This is a genomic window from Burkholderia sp. AcTa6-5 (assembly GCF_017815075.1).
Taxonomy (GTDB): Bacteria; Pseudomonadota; Gammaproteobacteria; order Burkholderiales; family Burkholderiaceae; genus Burkholderia; species Burkholderia sola.
Genome location: NZ_JAGIQE010000004.1, coordinates 125,220 through 142,170, shown reverse-complemented (window position 1 = coordinate 142,170; position 16,951 = coordinate 125,220). Strand labels below are relative to the sequence as shown.

The following is a 16,951-nucleotide window of genomic DNA, read 5'->3' as shown; positions in this document are numbered from 1 at the left end:
CTTCAGCGATCCTTCGGGTCGAGCGCGTCACGCAGGCCGTCGCCGACGAAGTTCACGCAGTAAAGCGTCACGCACAGCATGACGGCCGGGGCGAGCAGCAGCCACGGCATCGATTCCAGTTTCTGCGCGCCGTCCTGGATCAGCACGCCCCAGCTCGTCATCGGCTCCTGCACGCCGAGGCCGAGGAACGACAGCACCGATTCGGTCAGCACGATGTTCGGCACCGAGACCGTCGCGTACACGACGACCACGCCGAGCAGGTTCGGCACGACGTGGCGCAGCACGATCGATGCCGGCGACACGCCGATCGCGCGCGCCGCATCGACGAACTCGCGATTGCGCAGCGACAGCGTCTGGCCGCGCACGACGCGCGCCATGTCGATCCACGAGAACGCGCTGATGGTCAGCACGACCAGCATGAACGAGCGGCCGAACAGGGTCATCATCAGGATCGCGATCAGCAGGTACGGGATCGCGTACATCATGTCGACGACGCGCATCATCACGGAATCGACGCGGCCGCCCGCGAAGCCCGCGGTCGCGCCCCACGCGACGCCGAACAGGCCCGACACGAGCGTGCCGAGCAGGCCGACCTCGATCGATACGCGGCCGCCGATCAGCGTGCGCACGAGCAGGTCGCGGCCGAGCTCGTCGGTGCCGAACCAGTGCTGGTTCGCCCAGGTCGGCGGCAGGCTGATCGACGCCCAGTCGCTCGCGGCGGGATCGGCCGCGAGCAGCCACGGGCCGACGAAGCAGGCGAGCGTGATCAGCACGAGCAGCGCGAGGCTGAACAGCGCCGCGCGGTTGTGAAGGAAGCGCGCGAACGCGAGCTCGAGCGGCGAGCGCGAATGCGGCGGCGAATCGGTCTGCACAGGCAGGCCGACGACGGGAGTGGTCGGAGTCATCGCTGTGCCTCGCTCAATAACGGATACGCGGATCGAGCCACGCGTACGCGAGGTCGACCAGCAGGTTGAACAGCACCGCGAAGACGGTCGTCATCACGACGAGGCCAAGCACCAGCGTGTAGTCGCGGTTGATCGCGCCGTTCACGACGAGCTGCCCGACGCCCGGCAGCGCGAACACCGATTCGGTGACGACGGCCGCGGTGATCGACGTGATGCAGACCGTGCCGAACAGCGACACGACCGGCATCAGCGCGGGCTTGAGCGCGTGGCGCAGCACGATCGTCGAGCCCGGCAGGCCCTTCGCGCGCGCGGTGCGGATGTAGTTGCTCGACAGCGTCTCGATCATCGAGCCGCGCATCACGCGCGCGAGCAGCGACACGTTGATGAGGGTCAGCAGCGCGATCGGCAGCAGCCGGTACTGCCAGCCGCCGTCGCCCCAGCCGCCGGCCGGCAGCCAGCCGTTGCCGGCCGACGTCTTCAGCAGGATCGCGAAGATCCACACCATGACGGGGCCGAGCACGAACGGCGGCACGACGTTGCCGAAGTTGCCGATCAGCATCACGAAGCGGTCGATCACGCTGTCGCGGCGCACGGCCGCGACGGTGCCGAGCAGCACGCCGAGCACGATCGAGATCGGGATCGACACGCCGCCCACGCCGAGGCTCACGGGCAGCGCCTTCTTCACGAGATCGTTCACCGACCAGTCGACGTAACGGAACGACGGGCCGAGATCGCCGTGCAGCAGCGAGCCGAGATACAGCAGGTACTGCTTCCACAGCGGCTCGTCGAGGTGGTACTTCGCGTTCAGGTTCGCGAGCGTCGCGGCGGACAGCTGCTTCTCCGTATCGAACGGGCCGCCGGGCGTGAAATGCAGCAGCAGGTAGCAGACGGTGATGACCGCGAGGATCGTCGGCACCGCCCACAACGTGCGCCTCAATGCGTAGGCCAGCATGATCGCTCCGTCAGTGCTTGATCAGGTACATGTCCTGCGAAGCACGCATGTCGATCACGTTCTTCAGCGAATAGCCGCCCACGTACGACTTCACGAGACGGTCGGCCGAGTACTGGAACAGCGGCACCATCGGCGTGTCCTTCATCGCCATGTCGTGCGCCTGCGTGAGCAGCGCGGTGCGCGCATTGTCGTCGAGCTTCTGGTTGCCTTCCTCGACGAGCGCGTCGACCTGCTTGTTGCAGTAGCCGACGGTGTTCTGCGAGCTGCCGCAGCGGATCAGGTCGAAGAACGTCATCGCGTCGTTGTAGTCGGCGAACCAGCCGTCGCGCGCGATCTGCACCTTGCCGTCATGCCGCTGCTTCATCAGCACCTTGAACTCGACGTTCTCGAGCTTCGTGGTAATGCCGAGCTTCGTGCGCCATTCCGATGCGGTGAACAGCGCGACCTTCTTGTGCAGGTCGTTGGTGTTGTACGTGAGCGTGAACGACAGCGGCTTCGCGTCCGAATAGCCGGCCTGCTTCAGCAGGTCCTTCGCGGTCGCGATGCGCTTGGCCATCGGCCACGACGCCCATTCCGGCGTGAACGGCTGCACGCCCTTCGTGCCGTTCGGCATCAGCCCGTACATCGGCTTCTCGCCGGCCTGCGTGAGCTTCGACGTCAGCACGTCGCGATCGATCACCATCGACAGCGCCTGGCGCACGCGCTTGTCCTTCAGCGCCGCGTCGCTGTTGTTCAGGAAGTAGTAGTAAGTCGCGAGCTGCAGGCCCGGGCGCAACTCGGCGCCGAACTGCTTGCTGACCTGCTGGAAGATGCCCGACGGAATCGAGTAGCTGTAGTCGATCTGCCCGGCCTGATACATGCGCATCGCGGTTTCGTCGCTTTCGATCGGCAGGTACGTGACCTTGTTGATCACGACCTTCGGCGCGTTCCAGTACTTCGCGTCCTTCGCGATCACGATGCGGTTGTTCGGCTGCCAGTCGACGAGCTGGTATGCACCGTTGCTGACGAGGTTGCCCGGGCGCGTCCATGCATCGCCGAACTTCGCGACCACGTCCTTGTTCACCGGCACGAGCGGCGCCATCGCGGTCAGTTCGGGGAAGAACGCGACCGGCACGTCGGTCGTCACTTCCAGCGTGTACGGATCGACGGCACGCACGCCGAGCGTCGACGGCGCGGCCTTGCCCGCGATGATGTCCTTCGAATTCTTGATGAACTCGACGAGGATCGTGTACTTCGAGCCCGTCTTCGGATCGACGAGGCGCTGCCACGAATAGACGAAATCGGCGGCCGTCACCGGCTGGCCGTTGCTCCACTTCGCGTCGTGGCGAAGCTTGAAGATCCATGTCTGCGGCGTCTTGCGCTCCCACGACAGCGCGACGCCCGGCACGACCTGGCCGGCCGCATCGATGCGCGCGAGCCCTTCGAACAGGTCGAGGCCGATCGTGTTGCCGGTCCACGATTCGATGTGCGCCGGGTCGAGCGACTCGACTTCGGCCGGCACCTGTCGCGTCAGGTCCTGTTGCGGAGCGAGCGCGACGTTCGACGGAACGGTTACGGCGTGGGCGACGGGCGTCGTCAGGGCGAGCGCGGCCAGCACGGCCGACATGGCATGCAAGGATTTCATCGTGGCAGTCTTGAGAAGGTGGTTCGGTGGGCGTCGCGCGGCGGATGCCGCGGCTTACGCGTGAGACGCTGACGGGGGCAGCGATTGAGGAGGCCCGTGATTCTCGTATTGCATGTTAGTATTCCTTACATTTCTTTCGACAGGTATCCCGTCGAAGAAACGAAGGAATACCCGTGCGTTAGAACAGTCGCGGCGTACCGACCCAGACCACCACCGACTCGATCTTCGCGGTGTTGACCCAGCTGTGCGGGACCGTCGACTGATAGTGCGAACTGTCGCCGGCCTGCAGGACGAACGTCTTGCCTTCCAGCGTCAGCGACACTTCCCCTTCAATCACGTACAGGAACTCCTCTCCTGCATGTGTCGTCACCTCGGACCGTTTCTGCCCCGGCGGCATCCTCACGAGGATCGCCTCCAGCTGGCGCCCTTCGGACACGTTCGTCAGTCGCGCGAACAGGTTCGCCGAATCCGCAAACCCGAAGAAGCGCAGCTGATCGCCTCGGCACACCGAGCGTTCCTCGCTCGGCGTATCCACGAAGTACTGCACCGTCACGCCGAGCGCGTGGGCGATACCGGCCAGCGACGTCAGGGACGGCGACGCGAGCCCGCGCTCGACTTGAGACAGAAACGGCTTCGAAATCCCCGCGGCGGTAGCGGTGTCGTCGAGCGTGCGCTTCAGACGTTGGCGCAACGCGCGAATCTTGCTGCCCAGTGCGACAGCATCTGCCGATCGCGAGTTTTCAGTGGGGGGAACCATAGCAGGCCGAAAAGTGGTCGTCAAAAAATGTTTGATGGAAAGTAACTAAGTTAATTCGAGATAGCTTAATCTTCGGGTTCGCCCCCGTCTTCGGCGTTGAGCCCGGTGCACTAAACAGGGCCCGAAGCGAGCGAAACGACGCGCTATCTTGCCAGACTCGCAGCCTTCACAGGCAAGCTGCAAGCGGCTCTCCGGGAATTTGCGGAGAACCGGCGTCAAGCTTACAAGTAGATGATGAGACAAATGTTCCTGAAAGCTGCTGCCATATCGGGAGTTTCCCTAAGTGGCGCGGACCCGACGCACCGGACCGGCAAACGTTACCATTCGCGCGCCGGTCGGGGCCGCGCTCCGCCTTCTCAGGTGGAATCCGTCCCCGGCCCGAGCTAACCGCTCGACTGCTCCATCGCCGATGCCAGCCTACCCGGCCACAGTGCTCCGGCGCCAGTTCGACCTTAAGGCGACGCGCGATCCGCGCCGTCCGTTTCAAACGAGATTGATGATGCACGCACCTGTTTCACAGACCCGATCGTTTACGACGGTCTTCCTCATCGAAATGTGGGAGCGCTTCGGCTACTACGGCATGGCCGCGCTCCTGGTCCTCTTCATGGTCGACCGGCTCGGCTTCACCGACAGCCACGCGAACCTGACCTGGGGGGCCTTCACCGCACTCGTCTACGCCGCGCCGTCGATCGGCGGCTGGATCGGCGACAAGGTGCTCGGCGCCCGCCGCACGATGATCATCGGCGCGGCCGTGCTGTGCGCCGGCTACCTGATGCTCGCGGTGCCGAACGATCAACTGACGTACATGTACGCGTCGCTCGGCGTGATCGTCGTCGGCAACGGCCTGTTCAAGGCCAACGCGGCGAACCTCGTGCGCCGCATCTACGAAGGCGACGACGCGCGCATCGACAGCGCGTTCACGATCTACTACATGGCGGTCAACATCGGCTCGACGGTGTCGATGCTCGCGACGCCGTGGATCAAGGATCACTGGGGCTGGCACACCGCGTTCGCGGTCTGCTGCGGCGGCATGCTGCTCGCGATCCTGAACTTCATGCTGATGCACCGCACGCTCGCGCACGTCGGCTCGCAGCCGGACGACCAGCCGATCCGCTGGAAGCGCCTCGGCGCGGTCGCGGCCGGCGGCGTCGCGCTCGCGCTGGTCACGCTGTACGTGCTGCAGCACAAGCAACTCGCGGTCGCCAGCGTGTGGGCGGCCGCATTCGCGATCCTCGCGATCTTCGCGTACATGATCGCGAAGTCGGAGCGCTCGGAGCGCGCGGGCCTGATCGCGGCGCTCGTGCTGATCGGCCAGGTGATCCTGTTCTTCATCTTCTACGTGCAGATGTCGACGTCGCTGACGCTGTTCGCGCTGCGCAACGTCGACCCGCGCTTCATGCTGTTCGGCACGACGCTGTTCACGTGGAGCGCCGCGCAGTTCCAGGCGCTGAACCCGATCTGGATCATGCTGCTGAGCCCGGTGCTGGTGTGGGTCTACAACGCCGTCGCGAAGGGCGGCCGCGACCTGCCGGTCGCCGCGAAGTATGCGCTCGGTTTCGGCGCGGTCGCCGCCGGCTACCTGGTGTTCACGATCAGCGGCCGCTACGCGGTCGACGGCCGCGTGTCGTCGTGGTTCATGGTGTGGGGTTACGGGCTGTACTCGCTCGGCGAGCTGCTGGTGAGCGGCCTCGGCCTCGCGATGATCGCCCGCTACGTGCCGGCGCGCATGAGCGGCTTCATGATGGGTGCGTATTTCGTCGCGACGGGCGTGTCGCAGTATCTGGGCAGCGTCGTCGCGAACTTCGCGCAGATGCCGTCGCACGAGCTGCCGGCCACCGAATCGCTGCCGCTCTATCTGTCGCTGTTCGAGAAGCTCGGCTGGCTCGCCGCGATCGGCATGCTGCTCGCGCTGCTGCTGCTGCCGCTGATGAACCGCCTGTCGCGCCAGCATCAGCGCTGCACGGACGAGCGCCGCGAAGAAGCGCTGCAGGCGCAGGCCGCCGCCGCGCAGTAAGTACTATCCCTCGGCGTGCGGCGTGCACGCCACATTCTCCCGCCGGAAACGCGAACGCGTCCTACACTGGTTGCAGGCAACGCATCCGCTTCCCGAGATGCGCACTGGCGGGAGAACCCGATGAAAAGCAAGACGACGCGGCTGTTGAGGATCCTGTCGGACATCCGGCACGCGCAGCGCTGCACCGCGATGCGCGCCGCCCGGGCCGCGGCCGAAGCCGACGCGGTGCTCGCGGAGCGCGACGACCCGGCGCCGGACGAACGCGACGACGCCGAAGCCGACGACGCCACCGCCACGCCCCGCTCCCGTATCGGCTCACCTCACTGACGCCGCGCGGCGCCTGCCGCGCCGCCCTTCTTGCGCGCGCTTACGCCGCCGCGCCGCGCCATCGCGCGATCCACGCCCCCGAACCGGCCACCGCCATCATCAGCCCGACCGCGCACGCGTCGGCCACGAGGCCCACGCCGACATGCCGCAGATCGGCGCTGCCCGCGACCGGATGCAGCAGCGAATCGATCACGAGCGAGATCGCCGCACCCGCGACGAAGCAGATCAGCCCGCGCTGGCCAACCGCCACGACGGGCCGCACGCCCTGCGCGATCCGCGCGATCCAGCCGAAGCGCACGCAATCGGCCATCAGCCACGCGATGGCCGCGAAGCTCACGACGCGCGGCAGCGCGAGATCGCGCTTGAGCATGCCTTCGGGCGCCGGCAGCCCCGAGAACAGCTTGTAGCTCGCGCAACCGAGCACGATCGCGCACGCGAGCCCGGTCGCCGCCGCGCCCCAGCGGCCGAGCGCGACGCGCCGGTAGAACGGCTGGCAGCGCGCGAGCACGCCAGCGACGAACATCAGTTGCCACGCGAACGGGTTGAAGCTCCAGCGGAAGCCGTCGGTGTCCAGCAGCTCCGGGCCGAGCCAGCCCGCCGCGAGCCACGACGCGACGCTCAGCGCGACGAGCAGCCACGGATGGCGCCGCGCGAACGGCACCAGCACCGGCGACGCGAGCGCGAACAGCACGTACATCGGCAGCACCGACGCGAGATACGGCTGGCGCTGGAACGTCAGCAGCTCGGCCGCCCCCGTCAGCGGCGACGCGAGCATCACGCTGACGTCGTCGAGCGCGAGGTTCGGCGCATCGATCCCGTAGTGATCGAGCACCGCCGACACGACGAGCATCAGCGTCGACGTCGCGAGAAACGCGCGGTAGATCTGCATCGCGCGTCGCACGAACCGCTGCTGCGCGGCGCGCGCGCCGTGCCGCTCGGCGATCGCGCCGTACGCGCTCGCGGTCGCGAAGCCACCGAGGAACACGAACACCTCGGCCGCATCGCACAGCGCGAATGCGTGCAGCGTCACGCGCGACAGCACGCTCGCGCCGATGTGATCGACGACGATCATCAACAGCACGAGCCCGCGGAAGAAGTCGATTTCGATCAGGCGGCCGCTGCGCGACGGCTGCGCCGTGGCGGCATGCAGCGGGCTCAACGACATGAGCGCACCTGCACGGCGGCGGTGCGACGTGCACCGGGGAAGGAAGCGGGAGAAAGACGGCGAGCGCGATCGGCGACGATACGCGTATGCCCGTATCGTGCCAACCCGGCCGGCTTGGCAGGGAGGTGACCGTTCAATGAAAAGCCGGATACGAAGGGAAGTCGATCAGATCAGTCTAATGGCCGATCAGGGGCGACCCTAAGTAACAAAATGCAACTGAATCTTCTCTTCGATTACAAGCGTGAGCGTGGCGCGGCGAAGCAGGCAGCGTCGCCAGATTCGCGTCAGCGCGGCGTCAGTCGGCGGTCAGTATCGACGGATTCGAGAGGACGTGGCAGCGGAACGAACGCGGTTCGACGGCCGGACGATGCGCGATGCGCGGCACGTTCCGCACGGCCCGCGCATCGCGACGATGCGCTTATCCGCGCGCGGGCAAGCGCCGCATCAGCATCGCGCTGTGCCATGCGGTGAGCGCGACGGCGACCCAGATCGGCCCGTACGTCGCGAGCTGCGAGACGCTCAGCGTCTCGCCGAGCAGCAGCAGCGACACCACGACGAGCAGCACCGGCTCGACGTAGCCGAGAATCCCGAACAGCGCCATCGGCAGCATCCGGCTCGCCTTCAGGTAGCTCGCGAGCGCGAGCGTGCTGAGGAGGCCGAGCCCCGGCAGCAGCGCGGCCCACAGCAGCGGATGGCCCGCGACGCGCGTCGCGCTCGTCGCGACCATCGCGAACGCGATCGGGCACAGCAGCACGATCTCGATCGCGAAGGCGGCGAGCGAATCGGCGTTGATCCGCCGGCGCAGCACGAAATACGGCGGATAGCCGAGCGCGACGACGAGCGTCGGCCATGCGAACGCGCGCGTCGCCCACACTTCGTGCGCGACGCCGAGCGCCGCGCACGCGACCGCCGCCCATTGCAGCGGGTCGAGCCGTTCGTGATAGTAGAAGCGGCCGACGAGCACCATCGTCAGCGGCAGCAGGAAATAGCCGAGCGACACTTCGAGCATGCGGCCATGCAGCGGCGCCCACAGGAACAGCCACAGCTGCACGCCGAGCAACGCCGCGCTCACCGGCAGCGCGATCAGCAGGCGCCAGTCGCGCGCACTGCGCCGCGCGAGCTCCACGAGCGCCGGCCAGCGACCGCGCAGCGCGATCAGCGCGAGCGCGCCCGGCGCGGTCCACACGATGCGCCACGCGAAGATGTCGAGCCCCGTGAGCGGCGCGAGCAGTTTCGCGTAAGCCGACATCAGCGCGAACAGCGTCGACGCCATCACCGACAGCAAGAGGCCGCGCCCGGCTTCCGGATACCCCGTCATATTGTTGTGTGTCCCTTCGCGTGCCGCTTACTGCTGCTGGAAACGCTCGAAGCGCTTCTCGGTCGGCCGTTCCTCGAACGTCACCTCGGTCACGCGCGCGGCAGGCGGCCCGTGACGCAGCCACGCGAGCATCCGGTCGATCTGCGCGCCGGGTCCCTGGATCATCGCCTCGACGGTGCCGTCCTCGAGATTCGCGACCCAGCCGCGCAGCTTCAGCGCATGCGCTTCGCGCACCGTCGCATGACGAAAGCCGACGCCCTGCACGACGCCGCGCACCCGCACGTAGTAGGTCTCGATCCGTTCGTCCAGTTCATTGCGGCTCATCGCGTCGCCCTCCCGTTGCATTCAAGCCCGGCATTGTAGTCGCGTCGGCCGCTTCGCACACGCGCCGGCCGGGCGTCGCCGCGCGCGCCGACCACGTACAATCTCGCCGATGCCCAACCGCCGCGCCGCCCGCGCGGCCCAGAAGGAAACGCATGACTGATACTTCCCGCGATCTCGTTCTCGTCACCGGCGCGTCCGGTTTCGTCGGCTCCGCCGTCGCGCGCATCGCGCAGCAAAAAGGCTATGCGGTGCGCGTGCTCGTACGCCCGACCAGCCCGCGCACGAACGTCGCGGATCTCGACGCCGAGATCGTCACCGGCGACATGCGCGACGAGGCGTCGATGCGCGCCGCGCTGCGCGGCGTGCGCTACCTGCTGCACGTCGCGGCCGACTACCGGCTGTGGGCGCCCGATCCCGACGAGATCGAGCGCGCGAACCTCGAAGGCGCGGTCGCGACGATGCGCGCGGCCCGCGCGGAAGGCGTCGAGCGGATCGTCTATACGAGCAGCGTCGCGACGCTGAAGGTGACGAGCGCCGGCGATCCGTCCGACGAGAATCGGCCGCTCACGGCCGAGCAGGCGATCGGCGTCTACAAGCGCAGCAAGGTGCTCGCGGAGCGCGCGGTCGAACGGATGATCGCCGACGAAGGGCTGCCGGCCGTGATCGTCAACCCGTCGACGCCGATCGGCCCGCGCGACGTGAAGCCGACGCCGACCGGCCGCATCATCGTCGAGGCCGCGCTCGGCAAGATTCCCGCGTTCGTCGACACGGGGCTGAACCTCGTGCACGTCGACGACGTCGCGCACGGCCACTTCCTCGCGCTCGAGCGCGGCCGGATCGGCGAGCGCTACATCCTCGGCGGCGAGAACCTGCCGCTGCAGCAGATGCTCGCGGACATCGCGCAGATGACGGGCCGCAAGGCGCCGACGATCGCACTGCCGCGCTGGCCGCTGTACCCGCTCGCGGTCGGCGCCGAAGCGGTCGCGAAGTTCACGAAGAAGGAGCCGTTCGTCACCGTCGACGGGCTGCGGATGTCGAAGAACAAGATGTATTTCACGTCCGCGAAGGCCGAGCGCGAGCTCGGCTACCGTGCGCGCCCGTATCGCGAAGGGCTGCGCGATGCGCTCGACTGGTTCGGCTCGGCGGGCTACCTGAAGTAACACAAAGCGGCGCACGTCGCGCCGCTTTGCGCACTTTGTTACACGTCGCGCACGGACCGGCATCGGCGCAGCGGTTAAAATCGCGGGTCTTACGCAGAGAAGACACGCATGAACCTGAACGATCAGATCGCTTCGCTCGCCACGGGCGTCGATCAGCTCCTCCACGATCACCACGCCGCCCAGCAGGCGGCACGCAGCGCGGAAGCCTTCGCGCGCGCCGCGGCAGCGGAAGCCCGGGCCGCGGCCGAGCGTCACGCGGCGGCGGAAGCCGAAGCGCAGGCGGCCGCGCAGCGCCACACGGCCGCAGCCGCCGACGCCGAAGCCGCGCAGCGGCGTCATGCCGACGCCACCGCCGCCGCCGAAGCGGCCGCCCAACGTCATACGGATGCCGCCACGCAAGCCGAAGCCGCTTCGCAGCGCCATGCGGAAGCCACCGCGCTGACCGAAGCGCTCGCGCAACGTCACGCGGATGCCGAAGCCGCGTCGCAGCGCCACGCGGCGGCGATCGCCGAAGCCGAGGCCGCCGCGCAGCGTCATCACGCCGCGGCGACCGAAGCCGAAGCGGCCGCGCAACGTCATGCCGCGGCGACTGCCGAAGCGGAAGCCGCCGCGAAGCGCCACGCGGAAGCGACCGCCGAAGCCGAAGCCGCCGCGCAGCGCCACATGGCCGCGATCGCCGAGGCCGAGGCGCTCGCCCAGCGTCATACGCAAGCGCTCGCCGACACGCAGGCCGCCGCGCAACGCCACGCCGACGCAACCGCCGAGGCCGAAGCCATCACACGGCGTCACGCCGAAGCGATCGCCCAGGCCGAAGCCGCCGCGCAACGCCACGCGGAAGCGACCGCCGCAGCCGAAGCGATCACGCAGCGCCATACCGAAGCGATCGCGCAGGCCGAAGCGGCCGCGCAGCACCACGCGAAGGCGATCGCCGACGCCGAAGCGCTGGTCGAGGCCGTCGTCAAGGAAGCCGCGACGAGCGCGGTTGCCGTGACGGCCGATGTCGTCGAGCCGTCCGTGGCGGCGCAAGCGTCGGTGAACACGACCGCGCTGGCGGCGGAAACGGTGGAAACGATCGATGTGGTCGAAGTCGCCGACGCCCCGGCCAATGCCGAGACCGCGCCGATTCCGACGACGCAAGCCGAAACCGCGGTTGAAGCCGACACCGCTGCCGCGCCGGCCGACAAGGCGACGCTGCACGTCGCGCGCCCGTCCCAGAACGAACTCACGCTGACCATCAACGGCCAGTCGATCACGCTGCATCCGGAGCAACTGGGCCAGCTGATCGAGGAACTCGCGCACGCCCGCGCGTCGATGCAGCCGGAGCCGCCGCCCGGCATTCCGGCCGGCTGGCGTTTCGTGACGACGAAGAACCCGATGATGGCCGTGCAGAAGCAGGCGAACGGCGACCGCCTGCTGGTCGCTCGCCATACCGGCTACGGCTGGGTGCCGTTCACGTTCTCGCCGGACGTCGTGATCCAGATGTACATGATGCTCACGCAGCGGTAAGCGCGCGCATCGGCCGGAAACCGGCCAAAAAACACACAGCCCGAATCGGCTCGAGCCGATCCGGGCTGTGTGTTTTCAGCGTTCCGGTTGATCGGGACGGCCGGCCTCCGCCGGCGTGGGTCAACGCTCCACCGGCGCCTGCACGCGCGCCTTCCACTGGCCGCCCTTGCCGCGCCAGTAACGCCACGCGGACGCGAACGTCGCGCCCACATAGAACAGCGCGACGAGCGGCAGGGCAGGCGCCCACAGCGGCGAGCGCCGGTAGTAGCGCAGCATCGGCGCATACGCGGCGCACATCGACGCCCACGCGAGCCATGCCGGCCACGCGCGCGCACCGTAGGCGAGCGCGACGACCGGCGGCACCAGATAGATGATCGTCATCCCGAGCAGCGTGCCGGCCAGCAGCAGCGGCGAATAGTGCAGCTGCGTGAACGCGGTGCGCGCGATCATGTTCCAGATGTCGCGCCAGCTGTCGTACGGGCGCAGCGACACGCTGCGATCGGCGAGATCGAGCCGGATCGGATGGCGGCCGCTGCCGCGATGCTTGATCTGCGCGGCGAGGCTGCAGTCGTCGATCAGCGCGCCGCGAATCGATTCGATGCCGCCCGCTTCCTCGAGCGCCGTGCGCTTCACGAGCATGCAGCCGCCGGCGGCGCCGGCCGTCCGGTTGCGCGGGTTGTTGATCCACGAGAACGGATACAGCTTCGCGAAGAAGAACACGAACGCCGGGATCAGCGCCTTTTCCCAGAACGAGTCGCAGCGCAGCCGCACCATCAGCGACACGAGATCGCGCTGCTCGGCCTGCGCGCGCGTGACGAGTTGCGCGACGGCGTCGGACGGATGGCCGATGTCGGCATCCGTCAGCAGCAGGTAGTCGGCCGGCAGGCCGAGCGTCTGCACCGCCGCGATTCCCTGCGACTGCGCCCACACCTTGCCCGACCAGCCGGCCGGCAGCGGCTTCGCGCTCAGCACCGTCAGCCGGTCGGCGCGGTTGATCGCGAGCGCGGCCGCGCGGGCCGCGTCGGCGGTGCCGTCGTCGCTGTGGTCGTCGACGATGATCAGGTGGAAGTCGCCCGGATAGTCCTGCTCGAGCAGCGAAGTCGCCGCCCGGGCGATCACGTCGGCTTCGTTGCGCGCCGGCACGACCGCCACGACGGCCGGCCAGCCGGCCTCGGCCGCCGCGCCGCGCGCGTCGGGCGGCAGCGGCCGTGCGGGCTGCGCGCGCCAGAAGCCGCCGCGCGCGACGAGCAGCACGATCCAGATCACCAGCGACAGGCCGGACACCAGGAAAGCGATCGCGAGCATCATCGGCCTGCCTCCTGCCGCCCGCCGGCTCGTTCGGTAGAAATAAGGGTCTGGAACAAAACGCCCGACGCCGCACGGGCGGACGGGCAATACGCGTGAGAATCGACGGTCATCGAATGGCCTTGAAATGAGCGCGATGGCGGGCAGCCGGAGCGGCCGCCCGCGAAACCGCGCAGTTTACCGGGTTCCGCGCGCGCCAGCGCCGACGCGGCTCTCCCGCAATTGCAACGGTGTCGACACGGCACCGAAGCACGGACGGCCCGATAGGGTTAAAATGCGCGATTAATTCGGGGTTCCGGGGCCTGGCCGGCCGGTTCGTTCCTGCCTTCATAACATCAAGCCGGGGCGAGCAAGCGCGTGCCAAGCGCCTCGAACCCCGGCGTCTGTCGTCGGAGTTCGCTCACTTATGCGAGTCATCCTTGCCCAGCCCCGCGGCTTCTGTGCGGGGGTTGTCCGTGCGATCGAGATCGTCGATCGCGCGCTGCAACAGCACGGTGCGCCGGTCTATGTGCGTCATGAGATCGTGCACAACCGGCATGTCGTCGAAAATCTGCGTAATAAAGGGGCACGATTCGTTGAGGAACTCGACGAGGTGCCGCACGGCGCTGTCGCGATCTTCAGCGCGCACGGTGTCGCCCAGACGGTCGAGCGCGACGCGCAAACGCGCGGGCTCGACGTGCTCGACGCGACCTGCCCGCTCGTCACGAAAGTGCACGTACAGGGCCGCCAGTACGTCGCGGCGGGCCGCCGGCTGATCCTGATCGGCCACGCGGGCCACCCGGAAGTCGAAGGCACGATCGGCCAGATTCCGGCCGAGGTGATCCTCGTGCAGAGCGAAGCCGAAGTCGATACGCTGACGCTGCCCGTCGATACGCCGGTCGCGTACATCACGCAGACCACGCTGTCGGTCGACGACACGCGCGGCATCATCGAAGCGCTGCAGCGCCGGTTCACCGACCTCGTCGGCCCGGACACGCGCGACATCTGCTATGCAACGCAGAATCGCCAGGCCGCCGTGCGCGAGTTGAGCGAACAGGTTGACGTGCTGCTCGTCGTCGGTGCGACGAACAGCTCGAACTCGAACCGCCTGCGCGAGATCGGCACCGAAAGCGGTGTACCGAGCTATCTCGTCGCCGACGGCTCGGAAGTGAAGGCCGAATGGTTCGCGGGCGTGCAGACGGTCGGCCTGACCGCCGGCGCGTCGGCGCCCGAGGAAATGGTCGAGGATGTAATCGGCGCGCTGCGCGCGCTGGGGCCCGTCGATGTCGCGACGATGGCGGGCCGTGAAGAAAAAGTCGAATTCAAGTTGCCGGCGAAGCTCACGCAAGCTGTCGCCCGCGAAGTTTAAGGAGGACATCCCTTGTCTATTCCGCTGCTCCAGCAAGTCCGTGTCGGCGCCTACATCGTGCGCCAGCACCTGTCCGGCAACAAACGCTATCCGCTCGCGCTGATGCTCGAGCCGCTGTTCCGCTGCAACCTCGCGTGCAACGGCTGCGGCAAGATCGATTATCCGGATCCGATCCTGAACCAGCGCCTGTCCGTCGAGGAATGCCTGCAGGCCGTCGACGAGTGCGGCGCACCCGTCGTGTCGATCGCCGGCGGCGAGCCGCTGCTCCACAAGGAGATGCCGGAAATCGTCAAGGGCATCATGAAGCGCAAGAAGTTCGTGTACCTGTGCACGAATGCGCTGCTGATGGAAAAGAAGATGGACGACTACCAGCCGAGCCCGTATTTCGTCTGGTCGGTCCACCTCGACGGCGACAAGGAAGCGCACGATCACTCGGTGTCGCAGGAAGGCGTGTACGACAAGGCCGTCGCGGCGATCAAGGAAGCGAAGCGCCGCGGCTTCCGCGTGAACATCAACTGCACGCTGTTCAACGATGCGGTGCCGGAACGCGTCGCGAAGTTCTTCGACACGCTGGGCCCGATCGGCGTCGACGGCATCACCGTGTCGCCGGGCTATGCATACGAGCGCGCGCCGGATCAGCAGCACTTCCTGAACCGCGACAAGACGAAGAACCTGTTCCGCGAAATCCTGAAGCGCGGCGAAGGCGGCAAGCGCTGGTCGTTCAGCCAGTCGTCGCTGTTCCTCGACTTCCTGGCCGGCAACCAGACGTACAAGTGCACGCCGTGGGGCAACCCGGCGCGTACGGTGTTCGGCTGGCAGAAGCCGTGCTACCTGGTCGGCGAAGGTTACGTGAAGACCTTCAAGGAACTGATGGAAACGACGGAGTGGGACAACTACGGCGTCGGCAACTACGAGAAGTGCGCGGACTGCATGGTCCACTGCGGCTTCGAGGCCACGGCCGTGATGGACACGATCTCGAACCCGCTGAAGGCGCTGCGCGTGAGCCGCAAGGGCATCAAGACCGACGGCCCGTTCGCACCGGATATCTCGATCGCGAAGCAGCGTCCGGCCGAATACGTGTTCTCGCGTCACGTCGAGATCAAGCTCGAGGAAATCCAGCGCGCCGGCAAGGGCAAGCTGCAGAAGCCGGCGAAGTCGGCAACGGCCGCTTAAGCAGCGCGGTGAGCCGCGCGGAGGGTCGAGCCTTCGCAGCGGCCTGGTATCGAAGAAGCGCCACGGAGTTCGCTCCGCGGCGCTTTTTGTTTTGGCGGACGCCGCGTGCCGCATTGCGCTCACGCGCCTGCGTGCGGCGGCGAACGTCGGTTGCCTAGCTGCGCGACTCCGCCGCGGCGATCAGTTGCCACGCGGTCGGCCCCGGATCGAGCAGCGGGTCGGACGGCGGATCGAGATCGTGCGGATGCGCGTCCTCGGACGGCAGCATCTGCCATTTCGCAATGCCGATTTCGTCGCCGCACACGGTGCATCGATAGATGCCCGCCACCGTCACCTTGCTGCCCGGCGGCAGATTCTCGCTGAATGCGCGGCCACTTCCGCACGTGAAGTAGCCGCCGCTCCTGTATAGCGCCATCGCTCCTCCTGACCGAAACGAATGCGTTCGCGTCGACACGCACGATCGCCGCAAACGCGAGGATGGATCCTCGTCGCCCGGCCACGCCGGGTTCCAGTCGTGTCATTAGACGGCGCGCGGCCGCGCGATGGAATCGGACGGGTATGAAACGCGGCCCGCGGCCAGCCATTCAATGCAGAACGGCCGGCGCCCGCATCTTCGCCGCCGCCTGCGCGACGATCCCCGGCTGTTCGGCGGAAGCGAACGTGCAGACGTGACGCCACAGCTCGGCCAGCCGATGCCGCGCGAGCGTCGCGACGCATGCGTCGTTCGCGGCGAGCACGCGTTCGAGCACCGCGCATTCGTCGTCGTGCAGCGTCCATGCACCGCTTCGCGCGGCGCGCGCCACGCTCGCGTCCAGCACGCGCTCCGCGTCGACGCACAGGTCGATGGTCGCGTCGGGAGAGACCGCATCGTCGAGCGCGAGGAACACCAGATACACGCTCGTGCGCAGCCTCATCAGCAGCGTTTCGCTACCGTGCTCGCCACGCAGCGCGACCAGCGCCATGTGGCATTTCAGCGAGATGTCGCGTGCATGCGCGGGCGGCAGCGGCAGCAGCCATTCGCGCGTCAACGGCGGATGGCGACGGCCTTTCCGGGCAGCCTTCATGATCCGCCC

At 67.6% G+C, this 16,951-nt stretch carries 16 protein-coding genes; 6 read left to right on the top strand and 10 right to left on the bottom strand.

The annotated features are described in order from the left end of the window. Positions 1-2 precede the first annotated feature (2 nt). The 4 genes from J8I33_RS07610 to J8I33_RS07595 form a co-directional block, all read right to left on the bottom strand. Complete coding sequence (locus J8I33_RS07610) at positions 3-905, bottom strand: ABC transporter permease subunit (RefSeq protein WP_050013371.1); 903 nt, start codon at positions 903-905, stop codon at positions 3-5. Positions 906-918: 13 nt separating this feature from the next. Next, a complete protein-coding gene (locus tag J8I33_RS07605) occupies positions 919-1,857 on the bottom strand; it encodes an ABC transporter permease subunit (RefSeq protein ID WP_050013372.1) in 939 nt (312 codons plus the stop codon). Positions 1,858-1,867: 10 nt separating this feature from the next. Then, positions 1,868-3,481 (bottom strand): peptide ABC transporter substrate-binding protein, encoded by a 1,614-nt coding sequence (locus J8I33_RS07600; RefSeq protein WP_050013373.1) that lies wholly within the window; start codon positions 3,479-3,481, stop codon positions 1,868-1,870. Between the two features lie 178 nt (positions 3,482-3,659). Continuing rightward, the gene (locus tag J8I33_RS07595; protein WP_011548888.1) at positions 3,660-4,238 is read right to left on the bottom strand and encodes a cupin domain-containing protein; all 579 of its coding nucleotides are present in this window, start codon (positions 4,236-4,238) and stop codon (positions 3,660-3,662) included. Between the two features lie 496 nt (positions 4,239-4,734). Between J8I33_RS07595 and J8I33_RS07590 the strand changes: the two genes are divergently transcribed. Next, positions 4,735-6,252: a peptide MFS transporter gene (locus tag J8I33_RS07590; RefSeq protein WP_050013374.1), complete on the top strand. Its 1,518-nt coding sequence runs from the start codon at positions 4,735-4,737 to the stop codon at positions 6,250-6,252. Positions 6,253-6,372: 120 nt separating this feature from the next. Beyond that, complete coding sequence (locus J8I33_RS07585) at positions 6,373-6,579, top strand: hypothetical protein (RefSeq protein WP_050013375.1); 207 nt, start codon at positions 6,373-6,375, stop codon at positions 6,577-6,579. Positions 6,580-6,619: 40 nt separating this feature from the next. Here J8I33_RS07585 and J8I33_RS07580 read toward each other — a convergent pair whose 3' ends face one another. The 3 genes from J8I33_RS07580 to J8I33_RS07570 form a co-directional block, all read right to left on the bottom strand. Continuing rightward, positions 6,620-7,744, bottom strand: a complete 1,125-nt coding sequence (locus tag J8I33_RS07580) for an OpgC domain-containing protein (RefSeq protein ID WP_209934266.1) — start codon at positions 7,742-7,744, stop codon at positions 6,620-6,622. A gap of 418 nt (positions 7,745-8,162) precedes the next feature. After that, a complete protein-coding gene (rarD, locus tag J8I33_RS07575) occupies positions 8,163-9,062 on the bottom strand; it encodes an EamA family transporter RarD (protein WP_124555220.1) in 900 nt (299 codons plus the stop codon). 27 nt (positions 9,063-9,089) lie between these two features. Then, positions 9,090-9,386, bottom strand: coding sequence for an acylphosphatase (locus J8I33_RS07570; RefSeq protein WP_050013378.1), 297 nt, complete (start codon positions 9,384-9,386; stop codon positions 9,090-9,092). Positions 9,387-9,538: 152 nt separating this feature from the next. On the opposite strand from J8I33_RS07570, the gene hpnA reads away from it, so the two are divergent. Together hpnA and J8I33_RS07560 are read left to right on the top strand one after the other, a co-directional pair. Then, the gene (gene hpnA, locus J8I33_RS07565) at positions 9,539-10,546 is read left to right on the top strand and encodes a hopanoid-associated sugar epimerase (RefSeq protein ID WP_011353724.1); all 1,008 of its coding nucleotides are present in this window, start codon (positions 9,539-9,541) and stop codon (positions 10,544-10,546) included. A 108-nt stretch (positions 10,547-10,654) separates the two neighbouring features. Then, positions 10,655-12,052: a phage tail protein gene (locus tag J8I33_RS07560; RefSeq protein ID WP_124594306.1), complete on the top strand. Its 1,398-nt coding sequence runs from the start codon at positions 10,655-10,657 to the stop codon at positions 12,050-12,052. A gap of 120 nt (positions 12,053-12,172) precedes the next feature. Here J8I33_RS07560 and J8I33_RS07555 read toward each other — a convergent pair whose 3' ends face one another. Continuing rightward, positions 12,173-13,360: a glycosyltransferase gene (locus J8I33_RS07555; protein WP_089489891.1), complete on the bottom strand. Its 1,188-nt coding sequence runs from the start codon at positions 13,358-13,360 to the stop codon at positions 12,173-12,175. Positions 13,361-13,763: 403 nt separating this feature from the next. Between J8I33_RS07555 and ispH the strand changes: the two genes are divergently transcribed. Next, on the top strand, positions 13,764-14,705 hold the full coding sequence (gene ispH / locus J8I33_RS07550; protein ID WP_050013381.1) for a 4-hydroxy-3-methylbut-2-enyl diphosphate reductase: 942 nt from the start codon (positions 13,764-13,766) through the stop codon (positions 14,703-14,705). A gap of 12 nt (positions 14,706-14,717) precedes the next feature. Beyond that, positions 14,718-15,878, top strand: a complete 1,161-nt coding sequence (gene hpnH / locus J8I33_RS07545; RefSeq protein WP_012339213.1) for an adenosyl-hopene transferase HpnH — start codon at positions 14,718-14,720, stop codon at positions 15,876-15,878. Positions 15,879-16,032: 154 nt separating this feature from the next. On the opposite strand, the gene J8I33_RS07540 is transcribed toward hpnH, so the two are convergent. Then, positions 16,033-16,293, bottom strand: a complete 261-nt coding sequence (locus J8I33_RS07540) for a hypothetical protein (protein ID WP_050013382.1) — start codon at positions 16,291-16,293, stop codon at positions 16,033-16,035. A gap of 169 nt (positions 16,294-16,462) precedes the next feature. After that, a complete protein-coding gene (locus J8I33_RS07535) occupies positions 16,463-16,942 on the bottom strand; it encodes a hypothetical protein (RefSeq protein WP_209934260.1) in 480 nt (159 codons plus the stop codon). Positions 16,943-16,951: the final 9 nt, after the last annotated feature.